Genomic DNA, 18,567 nt, shown 5'->3' with positions numbered 1-18,567 from the left:
AAAGATGTCATTTCAATATCAATGTCTGAAAATTCCTATATTAAGCCCTTATTTATGATAAAATAAGAACAGTAATTAAAGGAGTTGTCAAATGAAGAAGGTTTTACTGTTTGTAACGGTCTTCCTTGCGTTGGTTACCAGCAAGGTCTGGGCAGATGTGGACTATAGTATTCCGCTTTATCAAGGTCAGCTGACTATTGATAGTGGCAATGAAGCTTCTTTTAAACAAATGATTATCTATGATTTTGACAGTTCTTATAATGGGCAATACGTAACGCTAGGGTCGGCAGGAAACTTTCCTAAAGGTTTCAGTATTTCAGGTCAGCCCGAGATCTCGGCCTATACAGTTGATGGCGCTGGTCATCTGCAAAGTCGATCGATTTCCAAAGAAGTTGAGAAATTATCAGATGGCTATCGCGTCAAGGTTTACAACCCTGGGAAAGAAAATGACCGTATTGCCTTAGTTGTTACTTGGCGGCTGAAAAACTTGCTGAATATCTACAGTGATATCGCGGAGCTAAACTGGGTTCCTATCAGTGACTGGGATGTGCCTCTCAATAAGGTGATCTTTGAGGTCAATTTCTCCGGTGCTTATCAGAATCGTTCAAGTCAGCTCCATGCCCATACGGGTTATTTTGGTTCGGGTGCAAAAGTCACGAAAAAAGGGAATGGCTATTCCGTTGAGGTTAACCGCTTAGGTGAGGGCAGAAAGCTAGAACTCCATGCTTATTGGGATAGAAAGCTCTTTTACGCTACTCAAAATAAGTCAGGTAAGGGCCTATCTAAGTTTTTAATGACTGAAAAGACCATCGCTGTTAAGCAGAAGCTTTATCCTTTTTTAGCAACTTACGTCGTCCCCTTGATTTCACTGGTGATTTTAGTTGTCTCGCTCTGGTGTTATTACCGTTTTAAGGCATCTTTGGGACAAAAGAAGATGCCTCGAGACATGCATCTTTTTGAGGCTCCCAGTGATTTATCCCCCTTAGTGCTGACAAAATATATTTACGATTTGGAACTGGCTGAGATTGCACCCCCTGACGTCAAAGGGAAACGGTTTGATATCAGCTTTGAAAACCTCATTCAGGCAACCCTGTTAGACTTAATTGACCAAGGCAAGCTTATTCTTTTCAAGGAGACTGGTCTATTTGATGTTCCAGATAAGACAAAACTGACCGCTTACGAAAGAGACTTTCTAGACTTGGTGTATGGTGGGCAGCCGATGGGGCTGGACAGCGCTTTTTTGGACTATCAGACAGATAAAAAAATCTTAAAAGGCAATCCTTCAGCGGTAAGACAGCGGGGCAGGAAAATATTGGCTCTCTTTGAGTCGCGGCTGGCTAAGGTTGATGCTTCGGTTGCTCAGACGATTACCGGTTTAAACTATCCTGACTTACACCGAGAGATGTTGGCAAGGGAGAAGAGATCTCTTGCCCTAGCTTTCTTATTCGCTTTTGCCAGCATAGGCGTAAGCCTCGCTCTGTTGCTCTTTTCGCTAGCAGTATTTTACCCTCTTGGAATGGGAATAAGTGTTTTCCTTATCCTTTTAGCAGGTCTGCTGCCTTTCTTTTATTACAGACGTCAGACTTATTATCAGGTCAGCCGAATTCTGACAGCAGAAGGACTCGCGACTCGCCAGGCCTGGGATGCTTTTCAAAATATGCTTCGAGACATTAAAACCTTTGAAGCCCTAGACATCGAAAGCCATCTGGTTTGGAATAGGATTCTGGTTTATGCTGCTCTTTATGGCTATGCGGACAGGGTTCAGGACTATTTGAAACTGAGACATATTACCCTTGAAAATCCAGAACTGAATACTTACATAGCACTGGGCGTTCATAACCGGCTAGCTCTTTCAAGCCATTACCTGTCCACCTATACCTCAACTGCCAACAGTGCGTCTCATTTTTCTATTTCGTCAGGAGGATCTGGCGGAGGCGGTTTCTCGGGCGGCTTCGGAGGCGGCGGAGGCGGGGCTTTCTAAGTGTGGCTTCTTGTCTGCATTTCATCTTTTATTAACGAATAAGGAGATATCATGTTACTCATTGAATTATTAAAAGCCATTATCTTCGGTATCGTAGAAGGTATCACTGAATGGCTCCCTATTTCAAGTACCGGTCATTTAATCTTGATTCAGGAATTCTTGAAATTCTCTAATCAAAATCAGGATTTCATGGATATGTTTAATGTTGTTATCCAGTTGGGGGCTATCTTAGCGGTCATGGTTATCTATTTTGACCGTCTCAATCCCTTTGAAAAGGGTAAAAGTCCTCAGCAGGTCCGCTTGACTTGGCAGTTATGGCTAAAGGTTATCATTGCCTGTCTGCCTGCTGTTATCGTTGGTCTCCCTCTAAATGATTGGTTTGAGGCCCATTTCTACAACTTTATCACGGTGGCTCTGATGCTGATTGTTTATGGTGTCGTCTTTCTTTGGATTGAAAAACGCAATCAGGAACAAGATATTCAGCCTTCGGTGACACATTTAGCTAAGATGTCCTATTTGACAGCCCTATACATTGGTCTTTTTCAGGTCCTCAGCCTGATTCCGGGAACGAGCCGTTCGGGGGCGACGATTATTGGGGGGATGCTGGTTGGTACTAGCCGTGAGGTGGCGACCGAATTTACCTTTTTCTTAGGTATTCCCGTTATGTTTGGAGCCAGCCTTTTGAAAGTGGTCAAGTTCTTCATGGGGGGCAATAGCTTTGCTTTCAGCCAGCTGACCATCCTTTTGGTTGCCATGGTGACCGCTTTTGTCGTCAGCATTTATGCCGTTCGTTTTTTAACAGATTATGTTAAAAAGCATGATTTTACCATTTTTGGGAAATATCGCATTGGCTTGGGGATTGTTCTCTTGCTCTTTGCGGGTGTTAAAGCTATTTTTGGCTAAGGACAGGGAAACCTGTCTTTTGTCTTGCGCAAAATTGAAAAACTTTCTTATTTCTTGTATAATAAAATAACTACTCGTGCGAGGTGATAAGTATGGAAATGAAACAGATTAGTGAAACCACACTGAAAATAACAATCAGCATGGATGATCTTGAAGAAAGAGGGATGGAATTGAAGGATTTCTTGATTCCTCAGGAAAAGACCGAAGAGTTTTTCTATGCTGTCATGGATGAACTGGACTTGCCAGAAAATTTTAAGGATAGCGGTATGCTGAGTTTTCGTGTCACCCCTCGCAAGGATCGGATTGACGTGTTTGTGACCAAGTCTGAAATCAGTAAGGACTTAAACTTAGAGGACTTGGCCGACATGGAAGATATTGCGCAGATGTCTCCAGAAGATTTTTTCAAAACCTTGGAGCAAAATATGAGAGATAAAGGAGATGCTGAGGCTCTAGATAGGCTGGCAGAAGCTGAGAAGGCAGAAGAAACCGCTGCAAGCTCAGAAGAAGAACCCGCGCAAGAGTTTGTCCATTTTGTTCTGGACTTTGACAGCATTGAGGATGTGGTCCGCTTTGCTCAGGCGGTCAACTTTGATGTGGAGGCTTCAGAGCTTTTCAAGGTCGGTGACAATTACTACATGACCGTGCTGCTGAATCTCATTGATAAACCGAGCTATTATCTTAATCTCATGCACGCACGAATCTTGGAATACGCTTCCCCGGGGACAAAAACAAGAGCTTATCTGCTGGAACACGGTGTTCAGCTCCTATCAGCTGATACCTTGGCGCACTTGAAAATGATAGGACAATAACCTTATGATTCCGATTACACTTGACTATGTTTTGGTTTTAATTGGAACGTTTCTGCTGTCTCTGGTCCTGACGCCTTTGGTGAGGTTTTTATCCTTTCGGATTGGAGCGGTGGATAATCCAAATGCCAGAAGAATTAACAAAGTTCCCATGCCGAGTGCAGGCGGACTGGCAATTGTGGTCTCATTTACGGTTGCAAGTCTTTTTCTCATGCCTCGAATCCTCCATACCCCTATTTGGGGACTCTCCTATTTTGACTATATTGCACCGGTTGTGCTGGGAGGATTGATTGTCTCTTTTGTCGGTCTGTTGGATGATATTTTCGAACTGTCTGCCAAAATGAAACTGATGGGAATCATTCTGGCTGCTGTCGTTATTTGGTACTTTACAGATTTTCAGTTTGACAGCTTTAAGATTCCGTTTGGCGGCCCCATGATCCATTTTAACGGCTTTGTGACCTTCTGTTTAACGATTTTATGGATTGTGGCCATTACGAATGCAGTTAATTTGATTGATGGTTTGGATGGCTTAGTTGGAGGCGTCTCTATTATCAGCCTGACCACGATGGGACTGATTTCTTATTTTTTCCTGTATGATACAGATATCTTCTTGACACTGACTATTTTTGTTCTGATTGTCTCAATTGCAGGCTTCTTTCCTTACAATTATCATCCAGCGATTATCTATCTGGGGGATACCGGAGCCTTGTTCATCGGCTTTATGATTGCCGTCTTGTCTCTGCAGGGCCTTAAAAATGCGACGGCTGTGGCCGTTGTCACTCCTATTCTCATTTTAGGTGTTCCGATTGTGGATACGACAGTAGCCATCATCCGTCGAACCCTGTCAGGGAAGAAGTTCTATGAACCGGACAATATGCACTTACATCATCGGCTTTTGGCTATGGGGTTTACCCATCGAGGTGCGGTGTTGGTTGTTTATGGTATTGCCATGTTTTTCTCTCTGGTTTCCCTGCTTTTAAATGTTTCCAGCCGAATCGGAGGCGTTTTGCTTTTGATTGGTGTTGCCTTTGCCTTGGAAATTTTTATTGAGGGCGTTGAAATTTGGGGGCCTAACCGGACGCCGCTGCTTAAACTGCTGAAATTCATTGGGAACAGCGACTACCGCCAATCGGTGGTTAATAAAGGCAGAAATCGCAGGAAATAGCAAGTTTTAAAACAGAAAAAAAGTCCTCGAGGACTTTTTTTGTTATAATGATTATTGATAATCTGAAAGGAGTGTACAATGTCTGTACTTGAAATAAAAGACCTTCATGTCTCTATTGAAGGAAAAGAAATTTTGAAAGGTGTCAACCTAACGCTGAAAACAGGAGAGATTGCTGCTATTATGGGGCCTAACGGAACAGGGAAATCGACCCTTTCAGCCGCCATTATGGGCAATCCCTTTTACGAGGTGACTCAAGGTGAAATCCTGCTGGACGGGGAAAATATCCTTGAACTTGAGGTTGATGAGCGTGCCCGCCTTGGTCTTTTTCTGGCCATGCAATACCCAAGTGAAATCCCTGGGATTACCAATGCAGAGTTCATTCGCGCAGCCATGAATGCGGGTAAAGAAGACGAGGATAAGATTTCTGTCCGTGACTTTATTACCAAATTAGACGAAAAGATGGAACTTCTCGGGATGAAAGAAGAAATGGCTGAACGTTATTTGAACGAAGGCTTTTCCGGCGGGGAGAAAAAGCGCAACGAAATCTTGCAGCTCTTGATGCTGGAGCCTAAGTTCGCTTTGCTGGATGAAATTGATTCAGGGCTTGACATTGATGCGCTCAAGGTTGTGTCAAAGGGAGTCAATGCCATGCGTGGTCAAGATTTTGGGGCTATGATTATTACCCATTATCAGCGTCTGTTGAACTACATTACGCCTGATCTGGTCCATGTGATGATGGATGGCCGTGTTGTTCTCTCTGGCGGGCCTGAGCTAGCTGCTCGCCTTGAAAAAGAAGGCTATGCCCAAATTGCAGAAGAACTTGGTCTTGAATACAAAGAAGAAGTTTAAGGTCATTGACTTCTAGACTTAAGAAAAGGAGTAATAAATGACAAGAGAAACCATCTTAAACTTTTCACAGGGAAAAGCCGAGCCAGTTTGGCTTCAGGAGCGCCGCCTGCAGGCTTTGGAACAAATAGACAAACTCCCTCTGCCTAAAATTGAGCGGGTCAAATTTCATCGCTGGAACTTGGGAGATGGCACGATTGCAGAAAGCCAAGTCTCTGCTAATGTTCCTGACTTTTCTTCGCTTTCGGCCAACCCCAAGCTCGTTCAAGTAGGAACCCAGACGATTTTAGAGAGTATGCCGGCTCATTTGGCTGAACAGGGAGTGATTTTTACCGACTTTTACAGTGCTTTAGAAGAGATTCCAGAACTGATTGAAACGTTTTTTGGCAAGGCACTTCCTTTCAATGAGGATAAATTAGCGGCTTATCATACAGCTTACTTCAATAGTGCGGCAGTCCTCTACGTTCCGGACAATGTGGAACTTGACCTGCCTGTTGAAGGCATTTTCCTTCAGGATAGCGATTCGTCTGTTCCTTTTAACAAACATATTCTGATTATTGCAGGGAAAAATAGTAAAGTCAGCTACTTGGAACGCTTCCAGTCCATTGGTCAAGGCAGAGCCAAGGCAACAGCTAATATTACGGTTGAGGTTCTGGCCCTTGAAGGAAGTCAAGTCAAATTTTCAGCTATTGACCGCCTCGGAGACAATCTGACAACCTATCTCAGCCGTCGTGGCCGCCTGTCAGCAGATGCCAGCATTGACTGGGCGCTAGGGGTCATGAACGAGGGTCATCTCGTGGCTGATTTTGATAGTGATTTAATCGGAGATGGCAGCCATGCCAATTTGAAAGTCGTCGCGGCTTCTAGTGGCCGTCAAGTTCAGGGCATTGATACACGAGTAACCAATTATGGCAAGAATTCTGTCGGTCATATCCTGCAGCATGGGGTCATTTTGGAACGTGGAACGTTAACCTTTAACGGAATCGGTCAGATTATCAAGGGAGCTAAAGGAGCAGATGCCCAGCAGGAGAGTCGGGTGCTCATGCTTTCTGACAAGGCCCGCTCAGACGCTAACCCGATTTTGCTGATTGACGAAAACGAAGTGACTGCGGGTCATGCCGCCTCTATCGGTCAGGTAGACCCAGAAGATATGTATTATCTGATGAGCCGCGGTCTGGATCAAGCAACGGCAGAGAGATTGGTTATCCGCGGCTTCCTCGGAACAGTGATTACTGAAATTCCGTTAAAGGAAGTCCGAGATGAGATGATTGCCGTTTTGGATGAAAAATTGGAAAAACGCTAATGGTAAAACTAGATGCTGAAAAACTAAAAAAAGACTTTCCTATCCTAGATCAAGTGATCAACGATGAACCTTTAGTCTATCTGGATAATGCTGCCACAACGCAAAAACCTAAGCAGGTCTTGGAGGCGCTGGCTGCCTACTATCAAACCGATAATGCTAATGTCCACCGCGGAGTTCATACTTTGGCCGAAAGGGCGACGAGAGACTACGAAGCTTCACGAGAAAAAGCAAGACGTTTTATAAACGCCAAATCGACAAAGGAAATTCTTTTTACACGGGGAACAACAACAGGTTTAAACTGGGTAGCTGCTTTTGCCAAAGAAATCTTAAAGCCGGGCGATGAAGTGCTGATTTCTGTTATGGAACATCATTCTAACCTCATCCCTTGGCAGGAAGCCTGCCGCCAGACGGGAGCTAAGCTCGTCTATGCTTATCTGAAAGACGGTCAGCTTGATTTGGATGATGTTAGGTCAAAACTATCACCTAAAACGAGATTTGTCAGTTTAGCCCATGTCTCCAATGTTCTCGGAGCTATCAATCCCGTTAAAGAGATTGCGGAATGGGCCCATGCCAAAGGTGCCTATATGGTCGTAGACGGAGCACAGTCAGCCCCTCATATGCCCATAGATGTCCAAGACTTAGACTGTGATTTCTTTACGCTGTCAGGTCACAAAATGCTTGGACCAACAGGAATTGGGCTTCTTTATGGTAAGGAAGACGTCTTGAATCAAATGACTCCTCTTGAATTTGGTGGCGAGATGATTGACTTTGTCTCAGAACAGGAAGCTAGCTGGAAGGATCTTCCGTGGAAGTTCGAAGCGGGGACACCTAATATTGCAGGGGCGATTGCTCTTGGCGCCGCCTTTGATTACCTTGATGCTCTGGGGATGGAGTCCATCCATGCCCATGAGCAGGAACTGGTTGCTTACTTACTGCCCAAGTTGCAAGACATTGAGGGGTTGACACTCTACGGACCGCTTGATCCGCATCGGCGAGCAGGCGTTCTGTCCTTCAATTTAGAAGGGCTTCACCCCCATGATGTGGCGACTGCCCTAGATTATGAGGGAGTGGCTGTGCGTGCAGGACATCACTGTGCTCAGCCCCTGCTCGGCCATCTAGGTATTTCTTCGGCTGCCAGAGCCAGTCTTTACGTCTACAATACAAAAGCTGACTGTGATAAATTAGTCGAAGCACTTTTAAAGACAAAGGAGTTCTTCAATGGCACTCTCTAAGCTAGACAGTCTTTATATGGCTGTCGTTGCAGATCATTCCAAAAATCCGCACCATCACGGTGTTTTACAAGGGGCAGACCAAGTTAGTCTGAATAATCCAACCTGTGGTGATGTCATTCATTTAAGTGTTGCTTTTGATGGAGATATCATTTCGGACATTGCTTTTGCAGGGGATGGTTGTACGATTTCAACCGCTTCGTCAAGCATGATGACTGATCTTGTCAAAGGTAAAAGCAGTAAACAGGCTCTTGAATTAGCCGATATTTTTTCCAAAATGGTTCAGGGGGAAACAGATGATCGTCAAAAAGAACTGGGAGATGCTGCTTTCCTGGCGGGTGTTTCGAAATTTCCGCAGCGTATAAAATGTTCGACCTTAGCTTGGAATGCTCTCAAAAAAGTAATTGAAAACAGAAAGGAAAACAATGGCTGAAGCAACTGAAAAAATAGAACCAAAGCCAATTGACCTTGGTGAATATAAGTTTGGCTTTCACGACGATGTTGAGCCCATTTACTCCACAGGCAAGGGCTTAAATGAAGCGGTTGTCCGTGAATTGTCGGCGGCGAAAGAAGAGCCGGAATGGATGTTGGACTTCCGTCTAAAATCATTGGAAGCCTTTAATAAAATGCCTATGCAGGACTGGGGTCCAGATTTGTCAGATATTGACTTTGATGATTTGATTTATTATCAAAAGCCTTCTGACAGGCCCGCCCGATCTTGGGATGATGTGCCTGAAAAAATCAAAGAAACCTTCGAAAGAATTGGTATTCCTGAGGCAGAACGTGCCTATTTGGCAGGAGCGTCAGCGCAATACGAATCAGAAGTGGTTTACCACAATATGAAAGATGAATTTGAAAAATTAGGGATTATCTTTACAGATACCGACTCAGCTCTAAAAGAATACCCAGACCTTTTCAAGCAATATTTTGCCAAGTTAGTTCCTCCGACAGACAATAAACTGGCGGCCCTAAATTCAGCTGTTTGGTCTGGCGGCACCTTTATCTATGTTCCTAAAGGGGTTAAGGTGGATATTCCTCTGCAGACCTATTTCCGGATTAACAATGAAAATACCGGACAGTTTGAACGCACCTTGATTATTGTTGATGAGGGAGCCAGCGTTCACTATGTAGAAGGCTGTACGGCGCCGACTTACTCGAGCAATAGTCTCCATGCGGCTATCGTGGAAATTTTTGCACTTGACGGTGCCTATATGCGTTACACGACCATTCAAAACTGGTCTGATAACGTCTATAATTTGGTGACCAAGCGAGCACGTGCTCTTAAAGATGCGACCGTTGAGTGGATCGATGGCAACTTAGGCGCTAAAACGACAATGAAGTACCCATCTGTTTACCTTGATGGTCAAGGTGCCCGCGGAACAATGCTGTCTATTGCCTTTGCTAATGAAGGGCAGCATCAGGATACAGGGGCCAAAATGATTCACAATGCGCCCCATACCTCCTCTTCGATTGTCTCAAAGTCTATCGCTAAGGGTGGTGGAAAAGTTGACTACCGAGGGCAGGTGACCTTTGCCCCTAATTCGAAAAAGTCAGTCAGTCACATCGAGTGTGATACCATCATCATGGATGACCTCTCCAGATCGGATACCATTCCCTTCAATGAGATTCATAATTCGCAAGTTGCCTTGGAGCATGAAGCAAAAGTATCTAAGATTTCCGAAGAGCAGCTGTATTATCTCATGAGCCGCGGTCTGACAGAAGCAGAAGCTACTGAAATGATTGTCATGGGATTTGTAGAACCCTTTACCAAGGAACTTCCTATGGAATATGCGGTTGAATTGAACCGTCTGATTTCCTATGAAATGGAAGGATCTGTTGGTTAAAAAGAGCCTAGGCTCTTTTTTTATTACAATTCTATAAAAATCCCTCAAATTATAGAAAACGCTTACAAAAAATGTTAAACTAAAAGTGTTAATATGGAGATGAACGAAGGAGGAAAAGGAAATGCAGAAAAAGAAATCTTTAATCTGGGGAATTTGTGCCGTCTTAGCCCTAGGGCTGGCTGTCAGTACGAGTGCCGGTAAACAGGAAAAGGTTCAGGCAGCTTCAAAACCGTCTGTTGCTAGTTTCTTGAAGAAAGTAAAAAGCGCCAATAAAAAGGTGAAAACCGTGCATTTCGAGATGGATCTGTCATTAAAAGTGAATCAGGACAGCAAGTCTCAGGATATGGAGGCTGACTTGGATTATGGGACATCTGCCTCTGATTTAAAGCGTGCCAGCGCTGTCATCGAACAGACGAAAAATGGAAGCAGGAGCTACCAAGAGTATATCCTCGCCGGCGGCCAAGGCTACCCCATCTACACAAGAACTTCTGAAGACGGTACTTGGACAAAACAAACAACCAATGGTGATTACTATGTCCAGCCAGGCTACTTCAGCTTTTTAAACATCTTATATAAAATGAAGGATGATTTGAAACTGAAAGAAACCAGCAAGACCTATACCTTGGTCTTAAAAAGTCAAAATGTCGATTTGGTTTCTTTGTTTAAAGACGAACTGAACCTCGTTTTAACTGGGGTCAGTCAGACAGATGTCGATAAAACATTCACAGTCACTTTCAATAAAAAAACACTTTATCTCTCTGCTTTCACCATGAATCTTGATTATAAAAAAGGGTCTGATGTCTTAAAAATGTCGATTGACACTTCTTATTCACAGTGGAACAAGGTGGATAGCTCTCGTTTTCTTGCACCAGATCAAACGACAACATAAAAAACTTGCCTCAGGCAAGTTTTTTATGCGACGGTATTGTTAGAATAAGAGAGCTGTCAGCAATTAGAGTTTTTCATTGACATAAATGACAAAATGATTCCACCAAACTTTAAGGAAGAAGCTCCGCTTCACTTCTTTTTTGGCTAGCAGGTTAACGCTAGGGACTTGGCCGATATAACCATCACCGACCAAATCGCTATCGTAGAAAACAGCCTTGCCGACTTTGCTTCCTTTTTTAACCGTGGCAACATAGCCCTTCTCCGAGGTTTCTATCTTAAGTTTGCCAGCTGTAGCGGCCGTCTTTTTTTCAATGACGGTCAAACTCTTCTCGGCGATGCTGGAGACTGTTTTCTCCTTGCCATCTACAATCTTAGCTGTGCTTTTGCGGTAGCTCTTGCCTTTTGCGACCAGGGTGCGCGCTTCATAGTTCTGAGAGACATAATTTAGCAGGTCATTAGTCGCCTTAAAACGCGCATTGGTATCAATGTCGGCATTATCCGCATTGAGCACAACGGTAATAATCCGCATCTTATTTTCTGTTGAAGTAGCGACAAAAGAAGCGCCAGCCAGTTCGGTGGTTCCGGTTTTGAGCCCATCAACACCGTCTCTGGCATAAGACATATTGGGCAGCATATAATTATAAGTTGTAATCGGGGTTCCAGCGAAGTCTGCCGTTGTTTGACTTGTAATTTTTAAGACGTCTGGGAAATCATTGATGAGATGGTGGGCGATAATGGCGACGCTTTTGGCGCTCATCATATTTTCATCTTCGGAACTTGTTCCGGGATAAATATTTTCCCCCAAAAGACTATTGTTAAGTCCAGAGGCGTTGACAAGCTTATAGTCCTTAATGCCCCAGGCATCGAGCTGTTTTTTCATCAAATCAACAAATTTGGGTTCAGTGCCGGCAATTTTTTCTGCTAAAGCAATGGCTGCGCTGTTGGCACTGGCAATCATGGTAGCTTCCACTAATTGTTTGACAGTATACTCTCTTGCTTCCATGGGGACATTGCTTGTTTCATAATTCGTCGTTAAACCATAAGCGTAATTTGAAATCTTAACCTTGTCATCCCACTTTAATTCTCCCGCTTGAATCTCTTTGTAAACGAGATAAACGGTCAAAATTTTGGTAATTGAGGCAATCCCGGCAGAAGTATTACTGTCTTTTTCATATAGAATCTTACCAGTTGAGTTTTCAATAGCAATCGCATGTCTGGCACTGACATCAAAATTGTCATCAGCCTTGACGGCTCCTCCAAAGAAACTAATAGTAATAAGCAATAAACAAAAAATCTTTTTCATACTGGTATTATAACATAAAAGAGAAAAATCCTGACCAGACGAAGATAGAGCTTCTTCGTGAAGAAAAAAGCCAATCTTTAAAGGAAAAAGAATCAACGGCAGCTGTGCTTGCTTTAATTATACTGAAAGAAAATTCAGACATTTTTCAGATAGAACCGCTTGCATATCATTTTAAAATAAGATAAAATATTGATTACAGAACTTTTAATCCTCAAATATTATTTTGAGAAAAGTAAGGAGAGTTTTTATGATAAAAACAAAGAAAAGTACATGGAAACGTGCTGCTCTGGGAACAGTGGCGCTCGCTTCTCTTGTGGCCCTAGCGGCCGTTGGTGACAGCAAAGCTACTGCTGCCGATTCTTCAAAGAATGCCATTAACTGGACCATTCCGACAGAGATTAATACACTGGATATTTCAAAAGTTACAGATACATATTCCTCTTTAACCATTGGAAATTCAGGGGCTAACCTGCTTCGTGTTGATAAAAACGGCGATCCAAAACCAGACCTCGCTAAAAAAGTTGAAGTATCTGAAGATGGTTTAACCTATACAGCCACTCTGCGTGATGGTCTAAAATGGTCTGACGGGAGCGACTTGACGGCCAAAGACTTTGTTTATTCATGGCAGCGACTTGTGGATCCTAAGACAGCTTCAGAGTACGCTTACTTAGCCTTAGAATCAAATGTTAAAAATGCTGCAGAAATTAATGAAGGCAAGGTAACCGATCTTAATGAACTTGGGGTCAAGGCTGATGGGAACAAGGTGATCTTCACGCTAACGGCTCCATCTCCACAAATGCTCTACTTCTTGTCGTTTGCTAACTTTATGCCGCAAAAAGAAGAGTTTGTCACTAAGGCTGGCGATAAGTACGGTACGAATGCTGATAATCAAGTTTATTCAGGTGCCTATGTTGTTACTGGCTGGAATGGAACGAACAATAAATTCACTCTGAAGAAAAATAAATACTACTGGAATGCTAAGAAGGTTAAAAACAGCGCGGTTAACGTCCAAGTTGTTAAGAAACCAGAAACTGCTGTTAATATGTACAAACGCGGTGAATTAGACAACGCAAACATTTCTAACACACCGTCTCTTTACAAAGCTAACAAGAGCAATAAAGATGTGGTAGATGTTGCTGAAGCAGTAACAGCCTACTTCCAGTATAATCAAACTGGTAAGGTGAAAGCCTTGTCTAACAAGAAAATTCGTCAAGCTTTGAACCTAGCAACTAACCGTAAAACCTTTGTCAATACCGTTGTGCCGACAGGATCACGTGCAGCAACAGGTCTGGCGCCTTATGGCTTAGGTAAGGTTGACGGAAAAGATCTTTCCAAATTGGTCGCACCAGGCTATGCCTACGATGCTAAAAAAGCGAAAAAACTCTTCAAAGAAGGTTTGGCTGAAATCGGTGAGAAGAAAATCACTCTGACCATCACTTCAGATGCTGACAGTCTGACTGCTAAGACTTCCCTTGACTACATCAAGGGTGCTTGGGAAAAAGCTCTTCCAGGCTTGACGATCGAGCAAAAATTTGTACCGTTCAAACAACGTCTGCAAGATCAAGATAATCAAAACTTTGATATCGTTCTGTCGCTTTGGGGCGGTGATTACCCAGAAGGATCAACCTTCTACGGATTGTTCAAAACAGGCTCATCTCAAAACAATGGTGGCTTCTCCAATAAAACTTATGATAAAGCTTACGAAGAAGCTATCACCACCAATGCTTTGAACCCTGAAAAAGCTGCTAAAAACTATAAGACTGCTGAAAAAGCTCTCTATGACGAAGCAAACATCAATCCGCTTTACTTCCGTAGTACAGAGTCGCTTCAAAATCCTAAGATCACAGGACTTATTCGTAACACAACAGGTTTGAATGTTGATTTCACCTACGCTTATAAAAAATAAGAACTAATAGGTTATTACTAATTACAATGGCAAGGATTGGCTTAAGCCAGTTCTTGTTTTTGTTGAAGAGGAAGCCCGTTCTTCCTCTTCAACAAAAACAAAGAAAAGGAATCATTATGCTGAAATATATTCTTAAAAGACTTGGGATTCTCCTGATTACATTATTTGCAGTCGTCACCCTAACCTTTTTCTTAATGCAGATTATGCCAGGGACTCCCTATAATAATCCTAAATTAACCCCTGAACAGGTTGCCCGACTGAATGAACAGTACGGCCTAGACAAGCCTGTCTGGCAGCAATATGTGAAATATCTGACGGATGTTTTCTCAGGAAACTTGGGAACCAGTTTCATGTATGTCAACCAATCCGTAACAACGCTGATTGTTCAGCGTCTAGGGGTATCGGCTCGGCTTGGTCTTCAAGCACTTGTTGTTGGTGTAGGGCTTGGGCTTGTTGTCGGTGCTATTTCTGCCCGTCATAAAAACGACCGAATTGATGGCTTTTTAAGTATTGTATCAACTCTGGGGATTTCAGTTCCTTCCTTTGTCGTTGCCGTTTTTATGCTAAATTGGTTTGGATATAGGACAGGTCTTCTACCGGTATCAGGATGGGGAAGTTTTTCGCAGACGATTTTACCGACCTTAGCTCTATCATTTAGCCCCTTCGCCATCACCACGCGATTCGTCCGCAGTGAGATGATAGAGGCTCTAAATTCAGATTATATCCAGTTGGCCAGAGCGAAAGGACTGACTGAGAAGCAGGTTGTCAACAGACATGCTTACCGTAATTCCATGATTCCGGTCTTAACGTTGATCGGCCCTATGACGGCTAACCTGCTGACAGGTTCAGTTTTAATTGAAACGATTTTTTCAATCCCTGGAATCGGCCAACAGTTTGTAAGTTCTATTCCTACGAAAGATTTCCCTGTTATTATGGGAACAACCATTGTTTATTCTGTCATGCTGATGGGAATGATTTTGCTAACGGATATTATTACAAGCATTGTTGACCCACGCGTTCGGTTGCAGTAAGGAGTAGAAAATGGTAGATAAAAAGAAAGCATTTGTCTTAGTCGGTGTAGGAAATACCGATGCTCAAGAAAAAATTGAAAAGCCAGCCCTCTCCTTTTTACAGGACGCTTGGCGGCGATTAAAGAAAAATAAATTAGCCCTGATCGCTTTTTGGTTTTTGGGCCTGCTGATGGCCTTTGCCTTGGTATCTAATGTGTTTGTGACACAAAAGAGTGCCAATAGCTTTGATCCTGATCAAGTCGCAACTTATGGGAATCTGCCGCCTAATAGCGGTCTAGGAATTCCAGGCTGGAATGGGATTTTCAAAATTCCTGGGGCAACAGAATCTTCGAACGTTTATAAAGATCAGTCAGTTCCTAAAGGAGAATATTTCCTTTTGGGAACCGACAGTCTAGGCCGAAGCGTGGCCAAACGTCTGATCGTTGGTATCCGAATTTCCTTGTTGATTGCAATTGCGGCCACCTGTATTGACCTCTTTATTGGAGTGACTTATGGTTTAATATCCGGCTATGTCGGCGGATGGTTGGACACACTGATGCAGCGGCTTATTGAAATTATTTCATCAATCCCAAACCTTGTTATCGTTACGATGCTAGGACTTCTTCTGGGAAATGGCCTCTTTTCAATTGTTTTGGCAATCGGCTTGACCGGATGGACCAGTATGGCAAGACAAGTGAGAAATATGACGCTTTCTTATAGAGAGCGAGAGTTTGTTTTGGCTTCTAGAACTCTAGGAGAAAAACCTTGGAAGGTTGCCTTCAAGCATATCTTGCCTAATATTTCTGGTGTTATTATCGTTCAAATTATGATGTCTATTCCATCTGCCATCATGTATGAGGCAGTGCTATCAGCGATTAACCTTGGTGTTAAGCCACCAACGGCTTCTCTAGGTTCTTTGATTGCAGATGCTCAGGAAAATCTGCAATATTACCCTTATCAAATCATCTTGCCTTCTCTTGCACTCTGCTTAATTTCTCTAGCTTTTATTTTGCTGGGTGATGGTTTACGCGATGCATTTGATCCAAAATCTAGCCAAGAATAGAAGGGAAAACAATGGATAAAGAAACGATTTTACAAATAAAAGACCTTTTTGTTGATTTCCGTACCTATGCAGGCAGGGTTAAAGCAATCAGAGATGTTTCCTTTGACCTTAAAAAGGGAGAAACGCTGGCTATTGTCGGTGAATCTGGATCAGGGAAGTCAGTAACAACGCGTACCTTGATGGGACTGTCTGCTAAAAATGCCGAAATTAAAGGGGATATTCTCTTTAAAGGAAAAAACTTAACAGAACTGAGTGAAAATGATTGGTCTAAAGTTCGCGGAAATGAGATAGCCATGATTTTTCAAGATCCGATGACCAGTCTAGATCCGACAATGAGAATTGGTCTGCAAATAGCGGAGCCCATTATGAAGCATGAAAAAGCCAGCAAAAAGGCGGCTTTGGATAGAGCTTTGGAGCTTATGAAACAGGTTGGGATTCCGAATGCTGAGGAGCATATTAATGATTATCCGCATCAGTGGTCGGGTGGGATGAGACAAAGGGCGGTTATTGCGATTGCTCTGGCTACAAATCCTGAAATCCTGATTGCAGATGAGCCGACAACAGCCCTAGATGTGACCATTCAAGCGCAGATTCTTCAGTTGATGAAAAAAATTCAAAAAACCTCTGATTCGTCAATCATCTTCATTACCCATGATTTAGGGGTTGTCGCTGGGATGGCTGATCGTGTGGCGGTTATGTACGCAGGTAAAATTATTGAATACGGGACAGTTGAAGAAATCTTCTATAATCCGCAGCATCCCTATACTTGGGGCTTGCTAAATTCAATGCCAACGACAGATACCGCTTCAGGCAGTCTCGAATCCATTCCTGGAACACCACCGGATCTGCTAAATCCTCCTAAAGGCGATGCCTTTACCCCTCGTAACCAATATGCTTTGGACATTGATTTAGAAGAAGAACCACCTTTTTTCAAGGTTTCGGATAGCCATTATGCGGCCACTTGGCTGCTCGATGATCGAGCACCTCAAGTAACTCCGCCGGACTCTATCTTAAAAAGATGGGACCGTTGGGCAACGTTGAAAGGAGGCAAACGCTAATGACTGAAAACCGTAAAAAATTAGTTGAAGTCAAAAATGTGTCCTTAGTTTTTAATAAGGGGAAATCTAATGAAGTCAAGGCAATTGATAACGTTAGTTTTGACATCTATGAAGGTGAAGTTTTTGGACTTGTAGGCGAGTCGGGGTCAGGAAAAACCACTATTGGTCGAGCTATTCTAAAACTCTACGACATCAATGACGGTGAAATTGATTTTGAGGGACAGACAGTATCCTCTCTAAAAGGTAAGGAACTGTTTGAATTTCGCAAAGATGCGCAAATGATTTTCCAAGATCCTCAGGCTAGCCTAGACGGACGTATGAAAATCAGAGACATTGTTGCAGAAGGTTTAGATGTGCATGGTTTGGCTCTTACTTCAAAAGACAGGGATGAAAAAGTTGAAGAACTATTGGAGCTGGTTGGTCTAAATAAAGACCACCTAACTCGCTATCCGCATGAATTTTCAGGCGGTCAGCGTCAGAGGATAGGAATTGCTCGCGCTCTGGCAGTTGAGCCAAAATTTATTATCGCAGACGAACCTATCTCTGCTTTAGACGTGTCTATCCAGGCACAGGTTGTTAAATTGATGCAGCAATTACAGGCTGATCAAGGCTTGACTTATTTGTTCATTGCGCATGATTTGTCAATGGTCAAATATATTTCAGACCGAATCGGTGTCATGCACTGGGGGAAACTGTTAGAAGTAGGTAGCTCAGATGATGTTTATCATCATCCAATACATCCCTACACTAAAAGCTTATTATCGGCGATTCCTGAACCTGATCCAGAAATCGAGCGTCGCCGTGTGCCTTTGGTGTATGACCCTAGTATGGAGCAGGATGGCCAAGAGAGAAGCATGCATGAGATTACGCCTGGACATTTTGTGCTGTCAACTGAAGAAGAGGCTGAAGGCTATAAAAAAGAATTATCCTAACTATAAAAATACCTTGACTAGTGCAAGGTATTTTTTTCAAAAACGCAAAAAAGTAGTTGACAAAGGTAAGAGTAGGTGCTAGAATATAATAGTTGTCTCCGTAAGGAGAAAGCCCTTTGACAACTGAACAAGACGTTAAGTGCGGGTTACGGAAGTAACCTGTCAATGAAGAAACAATAAAACGGAAGAGCTAGTGATAGCTTGAGTTTGATCAACTTTTATCAGAGAGTTTGATCCTGGCTCAGGACGAACGCTGGCGGCGTGCCTAATACATGCAAGTGGAACGCATGATGGATACCGGAGCTTGCTCCACCATTCATCATGAGTCGC

General features: G+C 43.1%; 16 protein-coding genes and 1 rRNA gene. 16 read left to right on the top strand and 1 reads right to left on the bottom strand.

All coding sequences use genetic code 11. The features are described 5' to 3' along the window. The first annotated feature begins 91 nt into the window (after positions 1 to 91). From A3GY_RS0107340 to A3GY_RS0107295, 10 genes are all read left to right on the top strand, one after another. A complete protein-coding gene (locus tag A3GY_RS0107340) occupies positions 92 to 1,981 on the top strand; it encodes a DUF2207 domain-containing protein (protein ID WP_018030772.1) in 1,890 nt (629 codons plus the stop codon). 51 nt (positions 1,982 to 2,032) lie between these two features. Next, positions 2,033 to 2,884: an undecaprenyl-diphosphate phosphatase gene (locus A3GY_RS0107335; protein ID WP_018030771.1), complete on the top strand. Its 852-nt coding sequence runs from the start codon at positions 2,033 to 2,035 to the stop codon at positions 2,882 to 2,884. Positions 2,885 to 2,976: 92 nt separating this feature from the next. Then, positions 2,977 to 3,693 (top strand): adaptor protein MecA, encoded by a 717-nt coding sequence (gene mecA, locus A3GY_RS0107330; RefSeq protein ID WP_018030770.1) that lies wholly within the window; start codon positions 2,977 to 2,979, stop codon positions 3,691 to 3,693. A gap of 4 nt (positions 3,694 to 3,697) precedes the next feature. Then, positions 3,698 to 4,855 carry a glycosyltransferase family 4 protein gene (locus tag A3GY_RS0107325; protein WP_018030769.1) on the top strand — a complete coding sequence of 386 codons (1,158 nt, stop codon included), beginning with the start codon at positions 3,698 to 3,700 and terminating at the stop codon, positions 4,853 to 4,855. Positions 4,856 to 4,933: 78 nt separating this feature from the next. Continuing rightward, complete coding sequence (sufC, locus tag A3GY_RS0107320) at positions 4,934 to 5,704, top strand: Fe-S cluster assembly ATPase SufC (RefSeq protein ID WP_018030768.1); 771 nt, start codon at positions 4,934 to 4,936, stop codon at positions 5,702 to 5,704. A gap of 37 nt (positions 5,705 to 5,741) precedes the next feature. Continuing rightward, entirely contained in the window at positions 5,742 to 7,004 is a 1,263-nt protein-coding gene (gene sufD / locus A3GY_RS0107315) for a Fe-S cluster assembly protein SufD (protein ID WP_018030767.1), read from the top strand. Further along, a complete protein-coding gene (locus tag A3GY_RS0107310) occupies positions 7,004 to 8,236 on the top strand; it encodes a cysteine desulfurase (RefSeq protein ID WP_018030766.1) in 1,233 nt (410 codons plus the stop codon). Before sufD ends, A3GY_RS0107310 begins: the two co-directional genes overlap by 1 nt. Continuing rightward, positions 8,223 to 8,666, top strand: coding sequence for a Fe-S cluster assembly sulfur transfer protein SufU (gene sufU, locus A3GY_RS0107305; RefSeq protein WP_018030765.1), 444 nt, complete (start codon positions 8,223 to 8,225; stop codon positions 8,664 to 8,666). The genes A3GY_RS0107310 and sufU overlap by 14 nt, the downstream gene beginning before the upstream one ends. Further along, positions 8,659 to 10,077 carry a Fe-S cluster assembly protein SufB gene (sufB, locus tag A3GY_RS0107300; protein WP_018030764.1) on the top strand — a complete coding sequence of 473 codons (1,419 nt, stop codon included), beginning with the start codon at positions 8,659 to 8,661 and terminating at the stop codon, positions 10,075 to 10,077. Before sufU ends, sufB begins: the two co-directional genes overlap by 8 nt. 121 nt (positions 10,078 to 10,198) lie before the next feature. Beyond that, positions 10,199 to 10,966 (top strand): DUF6612 family protein, encoded by a 768-nt coding sequence (locus tag A3GY_RS0107295; protein WP_018030763.1) that lies wholly within the window; start codon positions 10,199 to 10,201, stop codon positions 10,964 to 10,966. Positions 10,967 to 11,029: 63 nt separating this feature from the next. Here A3GY_RS0107295 and pbp3 read toward each other — a convergent pair whose 3' ends face one another. Beyond that, a complete protein-coding gene (pbp3, locus tag A3GY_RS0107290; RefSeq protein WP_026161978.1) occupies positions 11,030 to 12,268 on the bottom strand; it encodes a D-alanyl-D-alanine carboxypeptidase PBP3 in 1,239 nt (412 codons plus the stop codon). Positions 12,269 to 12,515: 247 nt separating this feature from the next. Between pbp3 and A3GY_RS0107285 the strand changes: the two genes are divergently transcribed. The 6 genes from A3GY_RS0107285 to A3GY_RS0107260 form a co-directional block, all read left to right on the top strand. Further along, complete coding sequence (locus A3GY_RS0107285) at positions 12,516 to 14,174, top strand: peptide ABC transporter substrate-binding protein (RefSeq protein ID WP_018030761.1); 1,659 nt, start codon at positions 12,516 to 12,518, stop codon at positions 14,172 to 14,174. A gap of 116 nt (positions 14,175 to 14,290) precedes the next feature. Further along, positions 14,291 to 15,205 carry an ABC transporter permease gene (locus tag A3GY_RS0107280; protein ID WP_018030760.1) on the top strand — a complete coding sequence of 305 codons (915 nt, stop codon included), beginning with the start codon at positions 14,291 to 14,293 and terminating at the stop codon, positions 15,203 to 15,205. A gap of 10 nt (positions 15,206 to 15,215) precedes the next feature. Further along, on the top strand, positions 15,216 to 16,247 hold the full coding sequence (locus A3GY_RS0107275; RefSeq protein WP_018030759.1) for an ABC transporter permease: 1,032 nt from the start codon (positions 15,216 to 15,218) through the stop codon (positions 16,245 to 16,247). Positions 16,248 to 16,258: 11 nt separating this feature from the next. Beyond that, a complete protein-coding gene (locus tag A3GY_RS0107270) occupies positions 16,259 to 17,305 on the top strand; it encodes an ABC transporter ATP-binding protein (RefSeq protein ID WP_018030758.1) in 1,047 nt (348 codons plus the stop codon). After that, entirely contained in the window at positions 17,305 to 18,237 is a 933-nt protein-coding gene (locus A3GY_RS0107265) for an ABC transporter ATP-binding protein (RefSeq protein WP_018030757.1), read from the top strand. The genes A3GY_RS0107270 and A3GY_RS0107265 overlap by 1 nt, the downstream gene beginning before the upstream one ends. A 218-nt stretch (positions 18,238 to 18,455) precedes the next feature. Beyond that, positions 18,456 to 18,567 (top strand): 16S ribosomal RNA (locus A3GY_RS0107260); the annotation flags it as partial.

Source organism: Streptococcus ferus DSM 20646 (assembly GCF_000372425.1).
Taxonomy (GTDB): Bacteria; Bacillota; Bacilli; order Lactobacillales; family Streptococcaceae; genus Streptococcus; species Streptococcus ferus.
This window is presented reverse-complemented; position numbering and strand designations above follow the sequence as displayed.